The sequence below is a fragment of the Streptosporangium nanhuense genome (assembly GCF_059358815.1).
The window spans coordinates 262,597-278,379 of the sequence record NZ_JCADBG010000001.1; the positions used below are offsets into that span (position 1 = coordinate 262,597).

The window sequence follows — 15,783 nt, forward strand, 5'->3', positions numbered from 1 at the left end:
CCTGCTTTCGGAGGAAAGGCGGGTGCCGGGGCGCTCCGGCGGTCAGGACAGGAGGGCGCGGACCTCGGCCAGCAGGTCGCACTGCTCGCGCCAGTCGCCTCCGGCGAACCCCAGGACCACGTGACGCGCCCCGGCCTCGCGGTAGGCGGCCAGCCGTTCGGCCGCCCGTGCGGGCTCCCCGGTGACGGGCAGTTCCATCGCCTCCTCCAGCGGGATGCCGTACCCGGTGACGCCCGAGGCGATGGAGGCGCGGGTGGGCAGGCCCGGGGCCGAGCCGAGGACGCCGGTGGCGCCGACGGCGACGACCGGCTCCGGGCGTCCGCGGGCGGCGGCGAGCTCGATCAGCACGGTCCTTCCCGAGGCGACCGCCGCCGGGGGGACCATCGAGGGGAACCAGCCGTCCCCGTGCCGGGCCGCCCGCCGCACGGCCACCGCCGACGCGTTGCCGACCCAGATCGGCGGGGGCGTCACGGCCGGTTCGAGCCGTACCTCCGCCGCCTCGTCCACCAGCGTGACGCTCTCCCCGGCCAGCAGGCGCGGGAGCAGTTCCAGCGCGGTGTCGGTCCGCCTGCCGCGCTCGCCGTACGGCACCCCGGCCGCCGCCCACTGCCCGGCGCCGCCGCCGGACCCGACGCCCAGCACCAGCCGCCCGCCCGAGACGTGCTGGAGGCTCGCGATCTGCTTGGAAACCCACGCCAGGGGACGGATCGCCGGGACGAACACGCTCGCCCCGATCCGGATCCGCGTCGTCGCCCCCGCCGCGACGGCCAGCGCCACGGCGCAGTCCAGCGAGGCGGCCCCGGTGGCCAGGTGGTCGCCGTGCCAGACGCCGTCCAGTCCCGCCCGCTCCGCGTGCCGCGCGGCGGTGCCCAGGTCGAGCCGCTGCTCCCGTTGCACGGCGAGGGAGGGCAGGATCACTCCGATGTCCATGGAGGTCATCCTTCAACCTCAAGTCTTCTTGAGGTCAATCCGCGGCGGGCGCCGGGGAACGCCTCAGGCGGCGGCCGGGGAGAAGATCTGCGCGGGGTCCAGGGCGGCCGCCGCCTTGACCTGCACGCTGACCGGGTCCGCGAGGATCTCCGCCGCTCCGGCCTCGATGCCGTCGAACGCCTTCCGTGCGATCTCGGAGGCCGGGTTCTTCTGCACGGCCGGGTCCCGCAGGATGTCGGTGTCGGTGAAGCCCATGTGGAGGCTGGACAGCTCCACACCCCGTGCGGGGAGCGTGTCGCGCAGGCCGTTGGTCGCCATCAGCAGCGCGGCCTTGGTCGACGCGTACGAGGTGTACGACCCGAAACCGGGCGCGACGAGGAGGCCCAGGGCCGAGTTGACGTTCTGGATGTGACCGCCGCCGTTGCCGATGATGATCGGGGCGAAGGCGCGCATGAGCCGCAGCGGGCCGAAGAAGTTCACCTCGTACTCGCGGCGGACGTCGTCGAGGTCGTGGGTGAGGATGTCGCCGATGCCGAGGTCCACGCCGGCGTTGTTGATCAGGATGCTCACGTCGGAGGCCCGCCCGGCGGCGGCGGCGACCGACTCGGGGTCGGTGACGTCCAGTTCCAGGGGTACGGCGTTCGGGGTGGAGACGGTCCTCGTGTCCCGGGCGGCGGCGTACACCTTGCGCGCGCCGCGTGCCAGGGCCTCCTCGACCAGGGCCTTCCCGACTCCGCGGTTACCGCCGGTGACGAGCACCACGGCGTCTTGGACCTTCATGTGAGCCTCCATGCGTTGGAAACCGATCGGTTTCCGTCATGGTAAACCGATCGGTTTCCAACGCCAAATCGGAAGGTACCCTTCAAGGGTGAGCACGATCCTGAAGGCCACCCCTCGCGACCGGTTGCTGCGCGCCGCGGCGGACCTCTTCTACCGGGAGGGCATCACCGCGACCGGTGTCGAGCGGCTCTGCCGGGCGGCCGGGGTCTCGAAGCGGTCGATGTACCAGCTCTTCGAGACCAAGGACGAGCTGGTCGCGGAGAGCCTGGCGCTGTCCGGGGCGGACATCCTCGCGGACTACTTCCCGGGTGAGGCGGCCACGCTGGGCCCGCGTGAGCGGATCGTGCACGTCTTCGAGCGGCTGGAGGCGCTGGCCGGAGATCCGGGCTTCCGGGGCTGCCCGTTCGTCGGCACCGCCACCGAGCTCAAGGACCCGGCCCACCCGGCGGCCCTGGTGGCCCGCGCGCACAAGCAGGCGCTGACCGACTTCTTCGCGCGGCAGGCCGCGCTCGGCGGCGCGGACGACCCCGAGACGCTGGCGAACCAGCTGACGGTCGTGTTCGACGGGCTGGCCGCCCGCGCGGTGGTGCGGGGGGGCGGGGTGGAGGGACTGGCCGTCACCACCGCGTCGGTGCTGATGGACGCCAGCGGGCTGCGCGCCGGCTAGGTCGTCGAACCGGTCGAACCGGTCGAACCGGTCGGGCTGGTCGGGTCGGTTGAACCGTTCAGGCCGGTTGAACCGGTCAATCGGCCGGGCCGGTCGGGCCGGTCGGGCCGATAGGCCGGTCGGGCCCGTCAGGCGCCGGAGGCCGGGCGCTCAGCCGCGCGCCGAGCGCCGCGGTTTGGGAGGGACGCCGTCGGGGTCGAGCTCCTCGACGAGCCGGCAGGTGTCGTGCTCGGGGTCCAGGCTGTTGGCGCGGACGGCCAGCTTCCGCAGCAGCTCCCTGAACACCGGGCGGTCGGCAGGGTCCAGCGGGGCCAGCACGTGCTCCTCGGCGTGTTCGAGCCGGGACTGGGTGTCGGTCCAGGTCTCCCTGCCCAGCTCGGTGGCGACGACGCGCTTGTTGCGCCGGTCGGCGGGATCGGGGCGGCGCTCGACCAGGCCGGCCTTCTCCAGGTCGTCGAGCAGGTAGGTCATGACCGTCTTGTCGACGCCGAGGCGCTGCGCCAGCGCGCCCTGGCCGCCGGGGAGCCCCTGGACCGCGGCGACGAGCACCTGGTAGCCGCGCGGGCCGCCGGGGAGGTGGTTGACCAGCGCGTTCGCGGTCCTGACATAGGAGCGGAAGACCACTCCGAGCGTCCAGCCCAGGTCGGTGTCCAGGGCGTCCGGGGTCTCGGCGCCGGAACGTGGGGTGACGGGCATGTCCCGAGATTACCAGGATCGGCCGCCTGAAAGACCTTCTGTTTGACAATTCATCTGCTTTGCATACGATCTGTCCTGCCGCACTGTCGCGGCGCCACGCGTTCGCACGTCCTGGCATCCGGGTATCCGAGATGACGCACCGAGGAGAGACATGGCCGACTACGGGCACGAGCTGCTGTTCGGGACCTTCCTGACCCCGGCGGCCGACCAGGCCGAGAGGGTCGTCGCGCTCGCAAGGCTCACCGACCAGGCCGGTCTGGACCTGGTGACCGTGCAGGACCATCCGTACCAGGCACGGTTCCTGGACACGTGGACGCTGCTGTCGGTGATCGCGGCCGTCACCTCGACGGTGCGGGTGTCGCCGAACGTGGCGAACCTGCCCCTGCGCCCGCCCGCGGTGCTCGCCCGCAGCGTGGCGACCCTGGACATCCTCAGCGGTGGCCGCGTCGAGCTCGGGCTCGGCGCGGGCGGCTTCCGGGACGCCATCGCCGCCATCGGCGGCCCCAGGCTGACCGCCGCCCAGGGGGTCGACGCGCTGGAGGAGGGCATCCAGGTCATCAGGGCCATCTGGGCGGAGGAGGGCGGAGCCGTGCGGGTGGACGGCCGCCACCACCGCGTCTGGGGGGCGCACCCCGGTCCGGCACCCGTTCACGACGTCGGCATCTGGCTGGGGGCCTACAAGAAGCGCATGCTCGGCCTGACCGGGCGGCTCGCGGACGGCTGGCTGCCCAGCAACGCCTACGCCGCCCTGGACGAGCTCCCGGCCATGAACGCGATCATCGACGAGGCCGCTCTCGGCGCGGGGCGCTCACCGGCCGACGTCCGGCGCCTGTACAACATCGCCGGGACCTTCACCGGCTCCGGCGACTCCTTCCTGCGGGGACCGGCGAGCGTCTGGGTCGAGCAGCTCGCCGAGCTCACCCTGGAGCAGGGGATGAGCGCCTACATCCTCGCGAGCGACGACCCCGACGACATCCGGCGTTTCGCCGCCGAGGTCGTCCCCGGCGTACGCGAGCTGGTGGAGGCCGAGCGCGCCGCGAGCGCGCGCGCCACCGAGGACCCGTCCCGGGCGGTAGAGGCGGGTACGGGGACCGACGCGCGGAGCGCCTCGGTAGTCACCTCACCGGCCACCTCGCCGGACGCCGTCGAGCCCGCCCGCACCGGGGGCGGGATCCCCGCGCTGGGGGTCACGCCGACCCCGGACGACGGGGTCCGGCTCTCCGAGGTCCGGGTGTGGGACGAGAGCGCCCGTCCCACCGGCCCGGCCCCCGACCCGGCCCGCACCTACACCCCGAAGGAGCAGGCGTCCGGACGCCACCTCATCGACGTCCACGACCACCTCCGCCAGGAACTGGCCGAGATCCGGCGGCTCGTCGAGGAGGTCACCGCCGGAGCGATGGATCCCGGCATCGCGCGCTCGCACATCAACACGATGACGATGCGCCAGAACAACTGGACGGTCGGCGTGTACTGCGAGTCCTACTGCCGGGTCGTCACGACCCACCACACCATCGAGGACCAGAGCCTCTTCCCTCACCTGCGCCGCGCGGACCCCAGGCTGAAGCCCGTCGTCGACCGCCTGGAGCAGGAGCACCACGTCATCCACGAGGTCCTCGAAGGCGTCGACCGGGCACTGGTCGCCTTCGTCTCCGAACCTGACGGCCACAAGGCCCTGCGGGCCGCCATGGACCTGCTGACCGACTCGCTCCTGTCGCACCTGTCCTACGAGGAGAGGGAGCTCGTCGAGCCGCTCGCCCGGCTGGGCGCGCACTGACGGGCGGCGAGGCGGCCGGCGTTCTCAGGAGACCTCGGCGACCAGGCGCCTGCGGAAGACCCAGTACGACCAGGCCTGGTAGCCGAGCACGAACGGCAGCGCGATCAGGCCGATCCAGGTCAGCACCCCCAGCGTGTACGGGCCGGAGGCGGCCTCGGCGACGGTGAGGCCGGGGAGCGGGGCGGGCCACAGGGCGCCGAACAGGGCGGCCGAGCCCAGCGCGATGGACGAGGCCGTGGCGGCGAACGCCCAGCCCTCCCGGCCGCGCCAGGTCAGCGCGACCGCCGCGGCCAGGGCGGCCATCGAGGCGAGCGCGCCCGCCCACAGCCAGGGGGCCGCCGACCAGGCGCCGACCGCCGTACCCGCGACGGGGATGTGCGACAGGGCCGCCACGGCGGCGGGCAGCGCCACCGCGGAGGCGATCATCGCGGCGCGCCTGGCGCGGGCGCGCACCGGCCCGGTGGTCTTGAGCGCGACGAACACCGCCCCGTGCAGCACGCACACCGACAGCGAGAACACCCCGCCGACCAGGGCGGCCGTCGCGCTGCCCCGCAGCAGGTCGGCGAAGACGGCGCCCCACAGGAACGCGGGCAGCGCGCTGCCGACCAGCACGCCCAGGTCGCACCAGGCGCGGTCGGAGGCGTGCCGGACCTTGCCGCGCCACTCCAGGCCGACGCCGCGCACGATCAGCCCGACGAGGACCAGCACGATCGGCAGGTAGAACTCGCTGAGCAGCCCGGCGTACCAGGCGGGGAAGGCGGCGAACATGGCGCCGACCGCGGTGATCAGCCAGACCTCGTTGCCGTCCCAGACCGGGCCGATCGTGCCCAGGACCTGCTTGCGTTCGGCCTCGTTCCCGGCCAGTGCCGGTGCCAGCATGCCCACGCCGAAGTCGAAGCCCTCCAGCACGAAGTAGCCGGTCCACAGGAACGCGATGACCGCGAACCAGAAGGTGGTGAGTTCCATCGTCGTCGCCTTCAGTACATGAGGGTCGGCTGGAGCCGGGGGTCCGCGCTCTCGTGGCCGTCGCCGTCGCGGGAGGGCGGCGTGCGGGGAGCGGCGGGGGCGACGGGCTCGGGGCCCGCCTTGACGTGGCGCGTGAGCAGTACCGCCTCGGCCAGCGCGAGCACGCCGTACAGCGCGGTGAAGACCGCGAGCGAGACGGCGACCTCGGCCAGGCTGACGCCGGGCGAGACGCTCGCGGCCGTGAGCAGCTCGCCCTGGACGGTCCACGGCTGGCGGCCGATCTCGCTGAGCAGCCAGCCGGAGATCATCGCGATGGTCGGCAGCGGCAGCGCGAGCACGCAGATCCTGGCGAACCAGGCGGGGACCTCACGTGGGGTACGGAGGGTGCCACGGCGCCTGCGGCGGGTCAGCCAGAGGCCGAGCACCGACAGGCCCACCGTGGACAGGCCGAAGACGATCATCACGCGGAAGGACCAGAAGACCACCGGCAGGTTGGGGCGGTAGTCGCCGGGGCCGAACCGCTCCTCGTACCGGGCCTGCAGGTCCTCGGTGCCCTGGACCACGGCGTTCGGGTCGTCGGTGGCCAGGAAGCTGAGCAGCATGGGCACCTCCAGCCCGGGGACGGGGGAGAACGGCGCGCCGGCGGTGTCGTGCCTGAGGCCCTCGGCCGCGGCGAGCTTCATGGGCTGCTGCTCGTACAGCAGCTTGGCCGACATGTCGCCGCTGCCCGCGACCAGGGCCCCGGCGATCGCCGTCATCAGCAGCGCGGCCCGCATCGGGGTCCGCCAGATGCTCGCGCCGCCGGTCCCGCTGCTCTTGCCGGTCCCACTGGCGCGGCGTTCGCGCAGGAGGTGGTAGCCGCAGACCGCCAGCACGAAGCCGCCCGCCACGACGAAGGCCCCCGCGATCACGTGGGGCACCTGGGCGAGCGCGGTGGAGTTGGTGAGCACCGCCCACAGGTCCGTCATCCTGGCCTTGCCGTCGACCACCTCGTACCCGACCGGGTGCTTCATCCAGGCGTTGGCGGCGAGGATGAAGTACGCCGAGAGGTTGGACCCGATGACCGCGGCCCAGATGGTGGCCAGGTGGACGCGCTTGGGAAGCCGGTCCCAGCCGAAGATCCACAGGCCGATGAAGGTCGACTCCAGGAAGAACGCGAGCAATGCCTCCAGCGCCAGCGGGGCGCCGAAGACGTCGCCCACGAAGATCGAGTACTCGCTCCAGTTCATGCCGAACTGGAACTCCTGCACGATGCCGGTCACCACGCCCATCGCGAAGTTGATCAGGAAGAGCTTCCCGAAGAACTTCGTGAGCCGCAGGTAGTGCTCCTTGCCGGTGCGGTGCCACGCGGTCTGCAGCCCGGCCACGAAGACGCCGAGACCGATCGTCAGGGGCACGAACAGGAAGTGGTACACGGTGGTCACCCCGAACTGCCACCGGGCCAGGTCTAGCGCGTCCATCGTCCCTCGCGTTCCCTTCGCGGGCCTTGTGCTCTACGGCCTGTAGTTCTACTTCTAGTAGTACTACGACTTGTAGAGCAATGGGTGGGAGGGGCGCCGCGAGCTACTGCGATCTTCGTCACACGGCCCGGTGGGAGACCGCACCTCTCCGCCGGACCGAGATCGTCTTCCGTGGCCCGCGGCGCCGGCTCTCCCGCACGCCACCGGGGATCCCCGTCCGGAGGCCCCCTCCCGAAGGGGCGTCCGAGGATCCCTCCCCGGATGCCCCTCCCGAAGGACACCCGTCCGTCGCGCCGGGCGCCCCCCGCGCCCGCCTTCCCCCGGGGCGTGACTCCATGGTGGTCCGGGCACCCTTCCCGGGCGTCCGTCTCCGGAGTGATTTCCGGGTACGCCGGGCGGCGGACCCGCCGTCACCCCTTTCCTCTCCCGTACGACTTCCCGTCCGGCTCCCGTCCGGCTCCCGTACGACTTCCCGTCCGGCTCCCGTCCGGCTCCCGTACGACTTCCCGTCCGGCTCCCGTCCGGCCCCCGGACCTGCCGGGCGACCGGGTCAAGTCACTGCAAACGGCTCGCAAGCGCTCCGTAAGGAGCGGTATGGGGGTCTGCAAGCCGCTCCCTCTACAAATGAGTCACTCCAGGGGGAAATCGGCAAGGGCCGGTTCGGGGAGACAAGGGGAGAAACCATGATCAAGCGCATCACCACCGGCCTGCTCGCCGCGGCCGCCCTCGGCGCGATCGCGCTCGCCGCGCCCGCCACCGCGCACGCCGCGACCACGGCGGCCCCGGCGGCGGCCACCGCCGCGACCGGCTACGGCTACGACTACAGCGAGAACTGGGGGTCCTACTTCTCGTCCAACCACCGGGCCAAGAGCCGCGGCTGGATCGGTGTCGAGTGGGACCACCAGCAGAAGCGGAACCGGGTCGACGTCAAGGGCAAGCTGTACGACCTCGACCACCGCACGTACAAGCAGGGCGGCAAGTGCGCCTACGTGAAGTTCGCGGTCCACCACTTCGGCGACGGCGGCAACCAGTGGTACGACGGCAAGTCCTACACCTACTGCGGCGCCGGCGGCGCCAAGCACTTCGCCTTCAGCAAGCACAAGGTCGACAGCGTCCGCGTCAAGGTCTGCCAGATCGGCCAGCACAGCTCCTACCCCACCCGGTGCGGCGACTGGGAGTACCTCTACACCGCCGAGAGTGAGTGACCACATATCCCCGGACGGCCCGCCCCCCGCACAGGGGGCGGGCCGTCCGGCTGCCCGGTGTTCGGAGGGGCGGGCCGGTCATCGCGTCAGCGGGTCGCCGTCCTGAGGTAGGCGTCGAGGTTGCCGATCTCGAAGCCCCGGCGCTTGATCTTCGCGACGAGGATCCTGAAGTCGCGCGCGAGGTTGGGGCGGAAGTGCAGCAGCAGGATGTCGCCGGGGCGGAGCTTCTTGTCGGGCACCTGGTAGGCGATCTTCCCGCCCGGCTGCACGGTCGCGGTCCAGAGCAGGAGCGCGTCGATGCCGCAGGCCTTGGCCGCCCTGCGGGTCAGGGTGTTGTGGTTGCCGAACGGCGGGCGGAACAGGGTGGGCGCGGTGCCGGTGTGCCTGCGGATCAGCTTGGAGATGCCGCAGATCTCGGCCTTCTGGCCCTCGTAGCCGAGCGTGGGGAGGTTCGGGTGGGTGAGCGTGTGGTTCTCGATCGTCGCCCCCGCGTCGCGCAGGTCGCGCACGTACCTCCACTTGCCCGCGCCCAGGAATTCGCCGCCCTGGGCGGTCGGGTCGGCCGCGCCCCTGGCCTCCACGGCGTCGCGGGTGACGAAGGCCGCCACCGGGATCCGCTGGTCGCGCACCTGCGCCACGAAGCCGGGGTCCTGCTCCCAGCCGTCGTCGATGGTGAGGAAGACGACCTTCCGCCTGGTGGGGATGGAGCTGATCACCGGGGGCAGGCCGTCGCCGGGGCGGGGGAACCTGCCCACCTCGCCCGGCCGGGGCGTCACCCCGGGAGGTCCGGCCGGCCTCGCCGCCCGGTCACCCGCGCCCGAGGGGGCCTTCGACGCGCTGGAGGCGCCCGGCGCGGGGGTGGCGCCGTCACCGGCCCGGCCCGCTCCACCGTCGAGGCCCGTGGCGCACCCGGCGCTCACCATCAGAGCCGTCGCCGCCGCTGTCCTGATCGTCCAACATGTCCCCGATGCCATGGGCGACCATCCTGCCAGCAGCCGGGAGTCCGACCTAGCGGGCCGAGATGGACAAGAGGGGTGAGACGGTGGCTGTCTTGCGATTATTCCTGAATCGTGGCATCTGCCGGGGTAGGGTCAGCACTACCACAACCTGGGGTGTGAGCGGGGGTTTGGGATCACGACGGCCACGGGATCCTGGGATGGTCGTCCTGTTTGGTTGACGCCGATCTGTGGCGTCACCGGCTGACGTGATCATGTCGAGTGATCCGGCCCATCGAGGAGAACCGTGACCAACTCAACCGCGTCCGCTTCTGCGAACGTCACCCCCGGAAACGACGCCCCCGAGACCGCCGCTCCAGGGGACGGGGAGCGGGGCAGTGACTTCGCCCGCCTGTCGCGCCGGATCGCCCAGGCGGGACTGCTCGACCGGCGCCCCGGTTACTACGCCGCGCGGCTCGGCCTGGTCGCGGCGTCCTTCGTCGGCGGCTGGGCGGCCTTCTTCGCCCTCGGTGACTCGTGGTACCAGCTGCTGGTGGCGGTCTTCCTCGCGGTGGTGTTCGCCCAGATCGGACTGGTCGCCCACGACCTGGCCCACCGCCAGGTCTTCCGTTCCCGCCGCTCCAGCGAGATGGCCGGGCTGGTGGCCGGGAACCTCGCCATCGGCATGAGCTACGGCTGGTGGATGGACAAGCACACCCGCCATCACGCCAATCCCAACCACGAGGACCACGACCCCGACGTCAACCCCGACTTCCTGCTCTGGTCGCGCGAGCAGGCCGCCGCGAGCAAGGGGCTGCCCAGGTTCGTGGGCCGCTGGCAGGCGTTCCTGTTCTTCCCGCTGCTCACGTTCGAGGGGTTCAACCTCCACGTGTCCAGCGTCCGGGCGCTGATGCGCCCGACGACGAAGAACCGGGCCGTGGAGGCGTCGATGCTGGCCGTGCACGCCGTGCTGTACCTGGGCGCGCTGTTCGCGGTGCTGTCGCCCGTCAAGGCCGTGGTCTTCCTCCTCGTGCATCAGGCGATCTTCGGCGTCTACCTGGGCTGCACCTTCGCGCCCAACCACAAGGGCATGCCGATGCTCAGGGGCGAGGACAAGCTCGACTTCCTCCGGCGCCAGGTGCTGACCTCGCGAAACGTGCGCGGCGGCGTGGTCCTGGACGTCGTGCTCGGCGGGCTCAACTACCAGATCGAGCACCACCTCTTCCCGAGCATGCCGATGCCCAACCTGCGCCGCGCCCAGCCGATCGTCCGGGCGTACTGCGAGGAGCTGGGGGTCGACTACCTGGAGTCCGGGATCGTCAGCTCGTACGCGCAGGCGTTGCGTCACCTGCACGACGTGGGGGTACCCCTGCGGTCCGGAAGTCCCGCGGCCGGTTGATCCGCGCTGTCCCGCCCGTTTCGCGTCCCGGCAGACGCCGGAGTTCGGTTCGTGCACCGGGCCAGCACACCGGGCCAGCACACCGGGACAGCACCGGGACAGCACCGGGACAGCACTGGGGCAGCACTGACAAGGGCGGGTCCGGGCGGCGGGCAGATGTTGCTGTTATCCGCCCGCCCGGCGATTGCCTAGGGTGCTTGGTGTGAAGCTCGCAGGCAGTGCCGTGCTCGGCATCGACAGAGATCGTGTGTGGTCAGCGCTCCAGAACCCGGCCGTGCTCGTACGCACGATCCCCGGGTGCGAGCGCCTGGAGGAGACGGGGCCGGACACCTACCGGATGACCGTCACCGCGGGGGTGGCCTCCATCAAGGGCGTCTACCAGGGCGAGGTCGCCCTGTCGGAGCCCGAGGCGCCGGAACGGTTCGTGCTCAGGGCCCGGGGCCAGGGCGCCCCCGGCACCGTGGACGCCACCGTGGAGATCCGCCTCAGCGAGGTCGAGGGCGGCACCCGGGTCGACTACGACGCCGAGGCCGTGATCGGCGGCATGATCGGCGGGGTCGGCCAGCGGATGCTGGGGTCGGTCGCGAGGAAGACCGCGGGGGAGTTCTTCTCCGCCGTGGAGAGTCACCTCACCTCCGGGGAGGTTCCCGCGCCCGTTCCCGCCGCCGCTGACGCTGACGGCGTGCTCACCCGGATCGCGGCGGGCGGTGACACGTCGCTCGCCGCACTCGCCGAGGTCACCGGGGTCGCCGCGCCGGGATCGTCGGCCGCGGCCGGCCAGGCCGGATCCGCGCACGTCTTCGAGCGCCCGGCCAAGCGGCCCAGGCCCGGGGTGCCCGCCTGGTCGCTTCTCGCCGCGTTCGGGATGGGCGCGGGCGTCGCGCTCGGCAGCGCGGTGATCGGCTGGCTGCTCGGCCGGACCGGCGGGAAGCGGTGACGGCGTTCCGCGACGGGAAGCGGTGACGGCGTTCCGCGATGGAAAACGGTGACTGGGACCTGCGGTGGGAAGCGGTGACGGTGTTCCGCGGCGGGAAGCGGTGACCGGGCTCGCCGGTTCGAGGGGCCGATCCCCGAGAGGGCGATCCCCGAGGGGGCGATCCCCGAGGAGCTGATCACGCCTCGGTGAAGAACCGGCGGTGTTCGGGTCAAGCGGCCCGCGTGCTTGACCGGTGAAACGTGTGCCTCCCGGCATTTTGGGATACGTCGACCACGACGGGTGCCCGGGGGGACATGGAGCCGCTGCTGATCCTGCACGCCGTGGCGGCGGTGCTCGCCCCGGCGCTGGTGCGCCGCTTCGGCCGGGACGCCTTCCTCCTGCTCGCCGTACCGCCCGCCTGCGGGTTCGTCTACACGTTCCGGATCGCCCTGGCCGGGGTGCCGGTCGAGTCGCACCACGACTGGGCACCCGTTCTCGGCCTGGGGCTGTCCTTCCGCGCCGACGCGCCGGCCATGCTCATGATGGCGCTGGTCACCGGCGTGGGCGCGCTGGTCGTGCTGTACTGCTCGCGCTACTTCGCCGCCACCGCCGAGGGGCTCGGCCGGTTCGCCGGGGTGCTCGTGGCCTTCGCGGGGGCGATGCTCGGGCTGGTGGTCGCCGACGACCTCCTGCTGCTGTACGTGTTCTGGGAGCTGACCACGGTCTTCTCCTACCTGCTGATCGGCCACGACCCCGCGAGCAGGACCGGCCGCAGGGCCGCCATGCAGGCGCTGACCGTCACCACGCTCGGCGGGCTGGCGATGCTGGGCGGCATGGTCGTCCTCGGCGAGGCCGCGGGGACGTACCGCGTCTCGCGGATCGTCGCGGACCCTCCGGCCGGGGGACTGGTCCCGGTGGCGGTGGTGCTGGTCCTGGTCGGCGCGCTGTCGAAGTCGGCGATCTTCCCGTTCAGCATGTGGCTGCCCGCCGCGATGGCCGCGCCGACGCCGGTCTCGGCCTACCTGCACGCCGCGGCGATGGTGAAGGCGGGCGTCTACCTGCTCGCCCGCCTGGGCCCGGCCTTCGGGGACCTCCCCGCGTGGCGCTGGACGGCCGTACCCCTGGGCCTGCTCACCATGCTGCTCGGCGCCTGGCGGGCACTGCGCGAGTACGACCTCAAGAAGCTGCTCGCCTACGGCACGGTGAGCCAGCTGGGGTTCCTGACCGTGCTGTTCGGCGCGGCCACCCGTGACACCGCGATCGCCGGGGTCGGGATGCTGCTCGCGCACGCGTTGTTCAAGGCGTCCCTCTTCCTGGTCGTCGGTGTCGTCGACCGCTCCACCGGCACCCGTGACCTGCGCGAGCTGAGCGGCCTGCGGCGCTCGGCGCCGTGGCTGTTCGCGACCGCGACCGGGGCCGCCGCCTCGATGGCGGGCATCCCGCCGTTCCTGGGGTTCGTCGGCAAGGAGGCCGCCTTCGAGTCGCTGCTGACCGGGCGGACCGCCGACACGGTGGTCCTCGCGGGGGTCGTCCTCGGTTCCGCGCTCACCGCCGGGTACAGCGCGCGTTTCCTGTGGGGCGCCTTCGGGAGCGAACCCGGCCGGGAGCCGGTGCCGGTGCGCCGTACCGGCGCCGCGATGTTCCTGCCGCCCGCGCTGCTGTCGGCGCTCGGGCTCGCCGTCGCCCCGCTCGCCGGGTGGTACGGCGAGGCGATGGAGGGCTACACCGGCACCTTCCCCGGTCCCGGCCACGGCACCCACCTCGCGCTGTGGAGCGGCGCCCCGGTGCCGCTGCTGCTGTCGGCCGCCGCGCTGGCGGGGGGCGCGCTCCTCTTCCGGGTCAGGGAAGCGCTGGTGCGGGTGGCGATGGCGCTGCACGTGATGGACTCCGGCCGGGCCTACTGGGCCCTGGTGCGCGCGCTGGGCCGCTTCTCCCTGCAGCTGACCGGCGTCGTCCAGCGCGGCTCGCTGCCCGACTACCTCATGATCGCGTTCGTGTCCCTGGCGGGGGTCGCGGCCTTCTCGCTGCTGTACGGGCCCCTGCCCGGCCTCCGCCCGGACGTCGTGCTCTGGGAGCGTTTCGAGCAGCCCGTCGTCGGCGTGCTCCTCATGGCCACGGCCGCCGTCGCGCTCAGGGTGCGCTCGCACGTCGTGCTGGTGCTGGTGGCGGGCCTGACCGGGTACGGCACGGCGCTGCTGTTCCTCGTGCACGGCTCTCCCGACCTGGCCCTGACCCAGTTCCTCGTCGAGACGCTGAGCCTGGTCGTGTTCGTGCTGGTGCTGCGCAGGCTTCCCCTCGGCCCCCGGGAGGATCGGCCCCGGGTGCCGTTCGGGGCGCGGCTCGCCCTCGGCTGCGTGAGCGGCGCGGTGGTGGCCGGGGCGGGGATGCTCGCGATGAACGCGCGGCAGGCGACGCCGGTCGGCACGATGATGGTCCCGGCCGCGAGGGAGGCCGGGGCCGCCAACGTCGTCAGCGCGATCCTGGTCGACATCAGGGCCTGGGACACCATGGGGGAGACCTCCGTGCTCGTCGTCCTCACCCTCGGCATGACCGGCCTGGTCTTCCTGCGCAGCCACTCGTACGCGCTGCGGGCCCCGCGGGAGGGGAGCGGCGACGACTCCCGGACGTACTGGCTGGCGGCCACCCTGCCCCCGGGACAGCGGGCGGTCATCTTCGAGCTGGTGGCCCGGCTGACCTTCCACACGGTGATGGTGGTCTCGGTCTTCCTGTTGTTCACCGGGCACGGCGCGGTGGGCGGGGGGTTCGCCGGGGGCATGGTGGCCGGTCTCGCGCTGGTCATGCGCTATTTCGCCGGAGGCCGGTACGAGCTGGCCGCCGCCGCGCGGATCACCGCCGGGGTGCTGATCGGCCTGGGGCTGCTGCTGTGCACGGTGACCGCGTTCTGGGGGATGCTCGCCGGCGCCGGGCCGCTGGACATGCTCGCCGCGGACCTGAGCGTCCCGCTCGTCGGCGGCCTTCACCTGTCGACCGTGCTGCTGTTCGACGTCGGGGTCTACGTCACGGTGGTCGGCATGGTGCAGGACGCCCTGCGCAGCCTGGGGGCCGAGCTGGACCGGCGGATCGACGAGGGGGAGGACCGGTGACCGCCCCGCTGCTGCCCCTGCTGGTGGCCGGCACGCTCGTGGCCGCCGGGGTCACGCTGCTGCTGGAGAGGAGCCTGGTCCGGCTGCTGGCCGGGGTCATCCTGCTCGGCAACGGGGTGAACCTGCTGATCCTCACCGCGAGCGGGCCGCCGGGAAGGCCGCCGATCCTGGGCACGTCCGCCCCGGAGCGGATGGCCGACCCGCTGCCGCAGGCCATGGTGCTCACCGCCATCGTCATCACGCTGGGCGTCACGGCCTTCCTGCTCGCGATGGTCCACCGTTCCTGGCAGCTCACCGGTGCCGACGAGGTGCAGGACGACACCGAGGACCGCCGGGTGCGGCTGCGGGCCAGGCGTGGCGAGCTGAGCCAGGAGGTGCTCGACCGCCTGGAGACGTACCGGAGGCTGGTCAGGGAGCAGCGCGCCGAGCTCGCCCGGCTACGGGAGGCCCGCCACGAGCGGGAACGCAGGGAGGCCGCGGAACTGGAGCAGCGGATCCTCGACGTCAACGTCGACCTGGGCCGCTGGTTGCAGGAGCACAAGAACGAGGGACTGTCCGCCGAACAGCTCGCCGAGCGTTTCGCCGAGGCGCAGCGCGCGGAGGACCTCTCCAAGGAGGAGCGCAGGGAACGCGTACGGGAGATGCGCGCCGAGTTCGCCCGCAGGGAGCGGGAGCAGGCCGCGCGCGAGCACGAGATCCGCAGGCGGCTCCGCGCCCGTGTGAGCGACGCCCGCAGGCAGATGCGCGCCGCGATCCGCGCCGACCGGGCACGGCAGGCCAGGGCGCAGGACGACACCGACCTGGAGGGGGAGGACTGATGCGGGATCGCGTCCCGCGCGATGCGGGAGGGGAACGCGCGGTGACACGTCTCGCGAGGGGCGGGGAGGCCTCGGGCGGTGGGCGTTTCGCGAGGGGTGTGGAGGTCTCGGGCGGTGGGCGTTTCGCGAGGGG

At 72.5% G+C, this 15,783-nt stretch carries 13 protein-coding genes; 7 read left to right on the forward strand and 6 right to left on the reverse strand.

From position 1 onward, the window contains the following. Positions 1–42: 42 nt before the first annotated feature. Both AC5L38_RS01070 and AC5L38_RS01075 read right to left on the reverse strand, forming a co-directional pair. Positions 43–930 carry an LLM class flavin-dependent oxidoreductase gene (locus AC5L38_RS01070; protein ID WP_495240819.1) on the reverse strand — a complete coding sequence of 296 codons (888 nt, stop codon included), beginning with the start codon at positions 928–930 and terminating at the stop codon, positions 43–45. A gap of 63 nt (positions 931–993) precedes the next feature. Next, positions 994–1,710, reverse strand: a complete 717-nt coding sequence (locus AC5L38_RS01075; RefSeq protein WP_495240820.1) for an SDR family oxidoreductase — start codon at positions 1,708–1,710, stop codon at positions 994–996. A gap of 88 nt (positions 1,711–1,798) precedes the next feature. On the opposite strand from AC5L38_RS01075, the gene AC5L38_RS01080 reads away from it, so the two are divergent. After that, positions 1,799–2,377: a TetR/AcrR family transcriptional regulator gene (locus AC5L38_RS01080; protein ID WP_495240821.1), complete on the forward strand. Its 579-nt coding sequence runs from the start codon at positions 1,799–1,801 to the stop codon at positions 2,375–2,377. A gap of 150 nt (positions 2,378–2,527) precedes the next feature. On the opposite strand, the gene AC5L38_RS01085 is transcribed toward AC5L38_RS01080, so the two are convergent. Further along, positions 2,528–3,073, reverse strand: coding sequence for a MarR family winged helix-turn-helix transcriptional regulator (locus tag AC5L38_RS01085; protein ID WP_495240822.1), 546 nt, complete (start codon positions 3,071–3,073; stop codon positions 2,528–2,530). Between the two features lie 151 nt (positions 3,074–3,224). Here AC5L38_RS01085 and AC5L38_RS01090 point away from each other — a divergent pair, with 151 nt between their 5' ends. After that, on the forward strand, positions 3,225–4,847 hold the full coding sequence (locus tag AC5L38_RS01090; protein WP_495240823.1) for an LLM class flavin-dependent oxidoreductase: 1,623 nt from the start codon (positions 3,225–3,227) through the stop codon (positions 4,845–4,847). A gap of 24 nt (positions 4,848–4,871) precedes the next feature. Here the strand turns inward: AC5L38_RS01090 and cydB are convergent, their stop codons facing one another. Further along, positions 4,872–5,813 carry a cytochrome d ubiquinol oxidase subunit II gene (gene cydB / locus AC5L38_RS01095; RefSeq protein WP_495240824.1) on the reverse strand — a complete coding sequence of 314 codons (942 nt, stop codon included), beginning with the start codon at positions 5,811–5,813 and terminating at the stop codon, positions 4,872–4,874. Between the two features lie 11 nt (positions 5,814–5,824). Continuing rightward, positions 5,825–7,273, reverse strand: coding sequence for a cytochrome ubiquinol oxidase subunit I (locus tag AC5L38_RS01100; RefSeq protein ID WP_495240825.1), 1,449 nt, complete (start codon positions 7,271–7,273; stop codon positions 5,825–5,827). Between the two features lie 683 nt (positions 7,274–7,956). On the opposite strand from AC5L38_RS01100, the gene AC5L38_RS01105 reads away from it, so the two are divergent. After that, entirely contained in the window at positions 7,957–8,478 is a 522-nt protein-coding gene (locus AC5L38_RS01105) for a hypothetical protein (protein ID WP_495240826.1), read from the forward strand. Between the two features lie 86 nt (positions 8,479–8,564). On the opposite strand, the gene AC5L38_RS01110 is transcribed toward AC5L38_RS01105, so the two are convergent. Continuing rightward, positions 8,565–9,452 (reverse strand): polysaccharide deacetylase family protein, encoded by an 888-nt coding sequence (locus tag AC5L38_RS01110; RefSeq protein ID WP_495240827.1) that lies wholly within the window; start codon positions 9,450–9,452, stop codon positions 8,565–8,567. A 268-nt stretch (positions 9,453–9,720) separates the two neighbouring features. Between AC5L38_RS01110 and AC5L38_RS01115 the strand changes: the two genes are divergently transcribed. From AC5L38_RS01115 to AC5L38_RS01130, 4 genes are all read left to right on the forward strand, one after another. Next, positions 9,721–10,812: a fatty acid desaturase family protein gene (locus AC5L38_RS01115; RefSeq protein ID WP_495240828.1), complete on the forward strand. Its 1,092-nt coding sequence runs from the start codon at positions 9,721–9,723 to the stop codon at positions 10,810–10,812. A gap of 202 nt (positions 10,813–11,014) precedes the next feature. Further along, a complete protein-coding gene (locus tag AC5L38_RS01120; RefSeq protein WP_495240829.1) occupies positions 11,015–11,749 on the forward strand; it encodes an SRPBCC family protein in 735 nt (244 codons plus the stop codon). Between the two features lie 293 nt (positions 11,750–12,042). Further along, positions 12,043–14,832: a Na+/H+ antiporter subunit A gene (locus AC5L38_RS01125; RefSeq protein ID WP_495240830.1), complete on the forward strand. Its 2,790-nt coding sequence runs from the start codon at positions 12,043–12,045 to the stop codon at positions 14,830–14,832. Continuing rightward, on the forward strand, positions 14,829–15,650 hold the full coding sequence (locus AC5L38_RS01130; protein WP_495240831.1) for a Na(+)/H(+) antiporter subunit C: 822 nt from the start codon (positions 14,829–14,831) through the stop codon (positions 15,648–15,650). The genes AC5L38_RS01125 and AC5L38_RS01130 overlap by 4 nt, the downstream gene beginning before the upstream one ends. The last annotated feature ends 133 nt before the right edge of the window (positions 15,651–15,783 follow it).

What these genes read in the sequence shown, in the direction of transcription:
- AC5L38_RS01070 (WP_495240819.1), bottom strand. Translation starts at nt 930, where the DNA reads ATGGACATCGGAGTGATCCTGCCCTCCCTCGCCGTGCAACGGGAGCAG.
- AC5L38_RS01075 (WP_495240820.1), bottom strand. Translation starts at nt 1,710, where the DNA reads ATGAAGGTCCAAGACGCCGTGGTGCTCGTCACCGGCGGTAACCGCGGA.
- AC5L38_RS01085 (WP_495240822.1), bottom strand. Translation starts at nt 3,073, where the DNA reads ATGCCCGTCACCCCACGTTCCGGCGCCGAGACCCCGGACGCCCTGGAC.
- AC5L38_RS01090 (WP_495240823.1), top strand. Translation starts at nt 3,225, where the DNA reads ATGGCCGACTACGGGCACGAGCTGCTGTTCGGGACCTTCCTGACCCCG.
- cydB (WP_495240824.1), bottom strand. Translation starts at nt 5,813, where the DNA reads ATGGAACTCACCACCTTCTGGTTCGCGGTCATCGCGTTCCTGTGGACC.
- AC5L38_RS01100 (WP_495240825.1), bottom strand. Translation starts at nt 7,273, where the DNA reads ATGGACGCGCTAGACCTGGCCCGGTGGCAGTTCGGGGTGACCACCGTG.
- AC5L38_RS01105 (WP_495240826.1), top strand. Translation starts at nt 7,957, where the DNA reads ATGATCAAGCGCATCACCACCGGCCTGCTCGCCGCGGCCGCCCTCGGC.
- AC5L38_RS01110 (WP_495240827.1), bottom strand. Translation starts at nt 9,452, where the DNA reads ATGGCATCGGGGACATGTTGGACGATCAGGACAGCGGCGGCGACGGCT.
- AC5L38_RS01125 (WP_495240830.1), top strand. Translation starts at nt 12,043, where the DNA reads ATGGAGCCGCTGCTGATCCTGCACGCCGTGGCGGCGGTGCTCGCCCCG.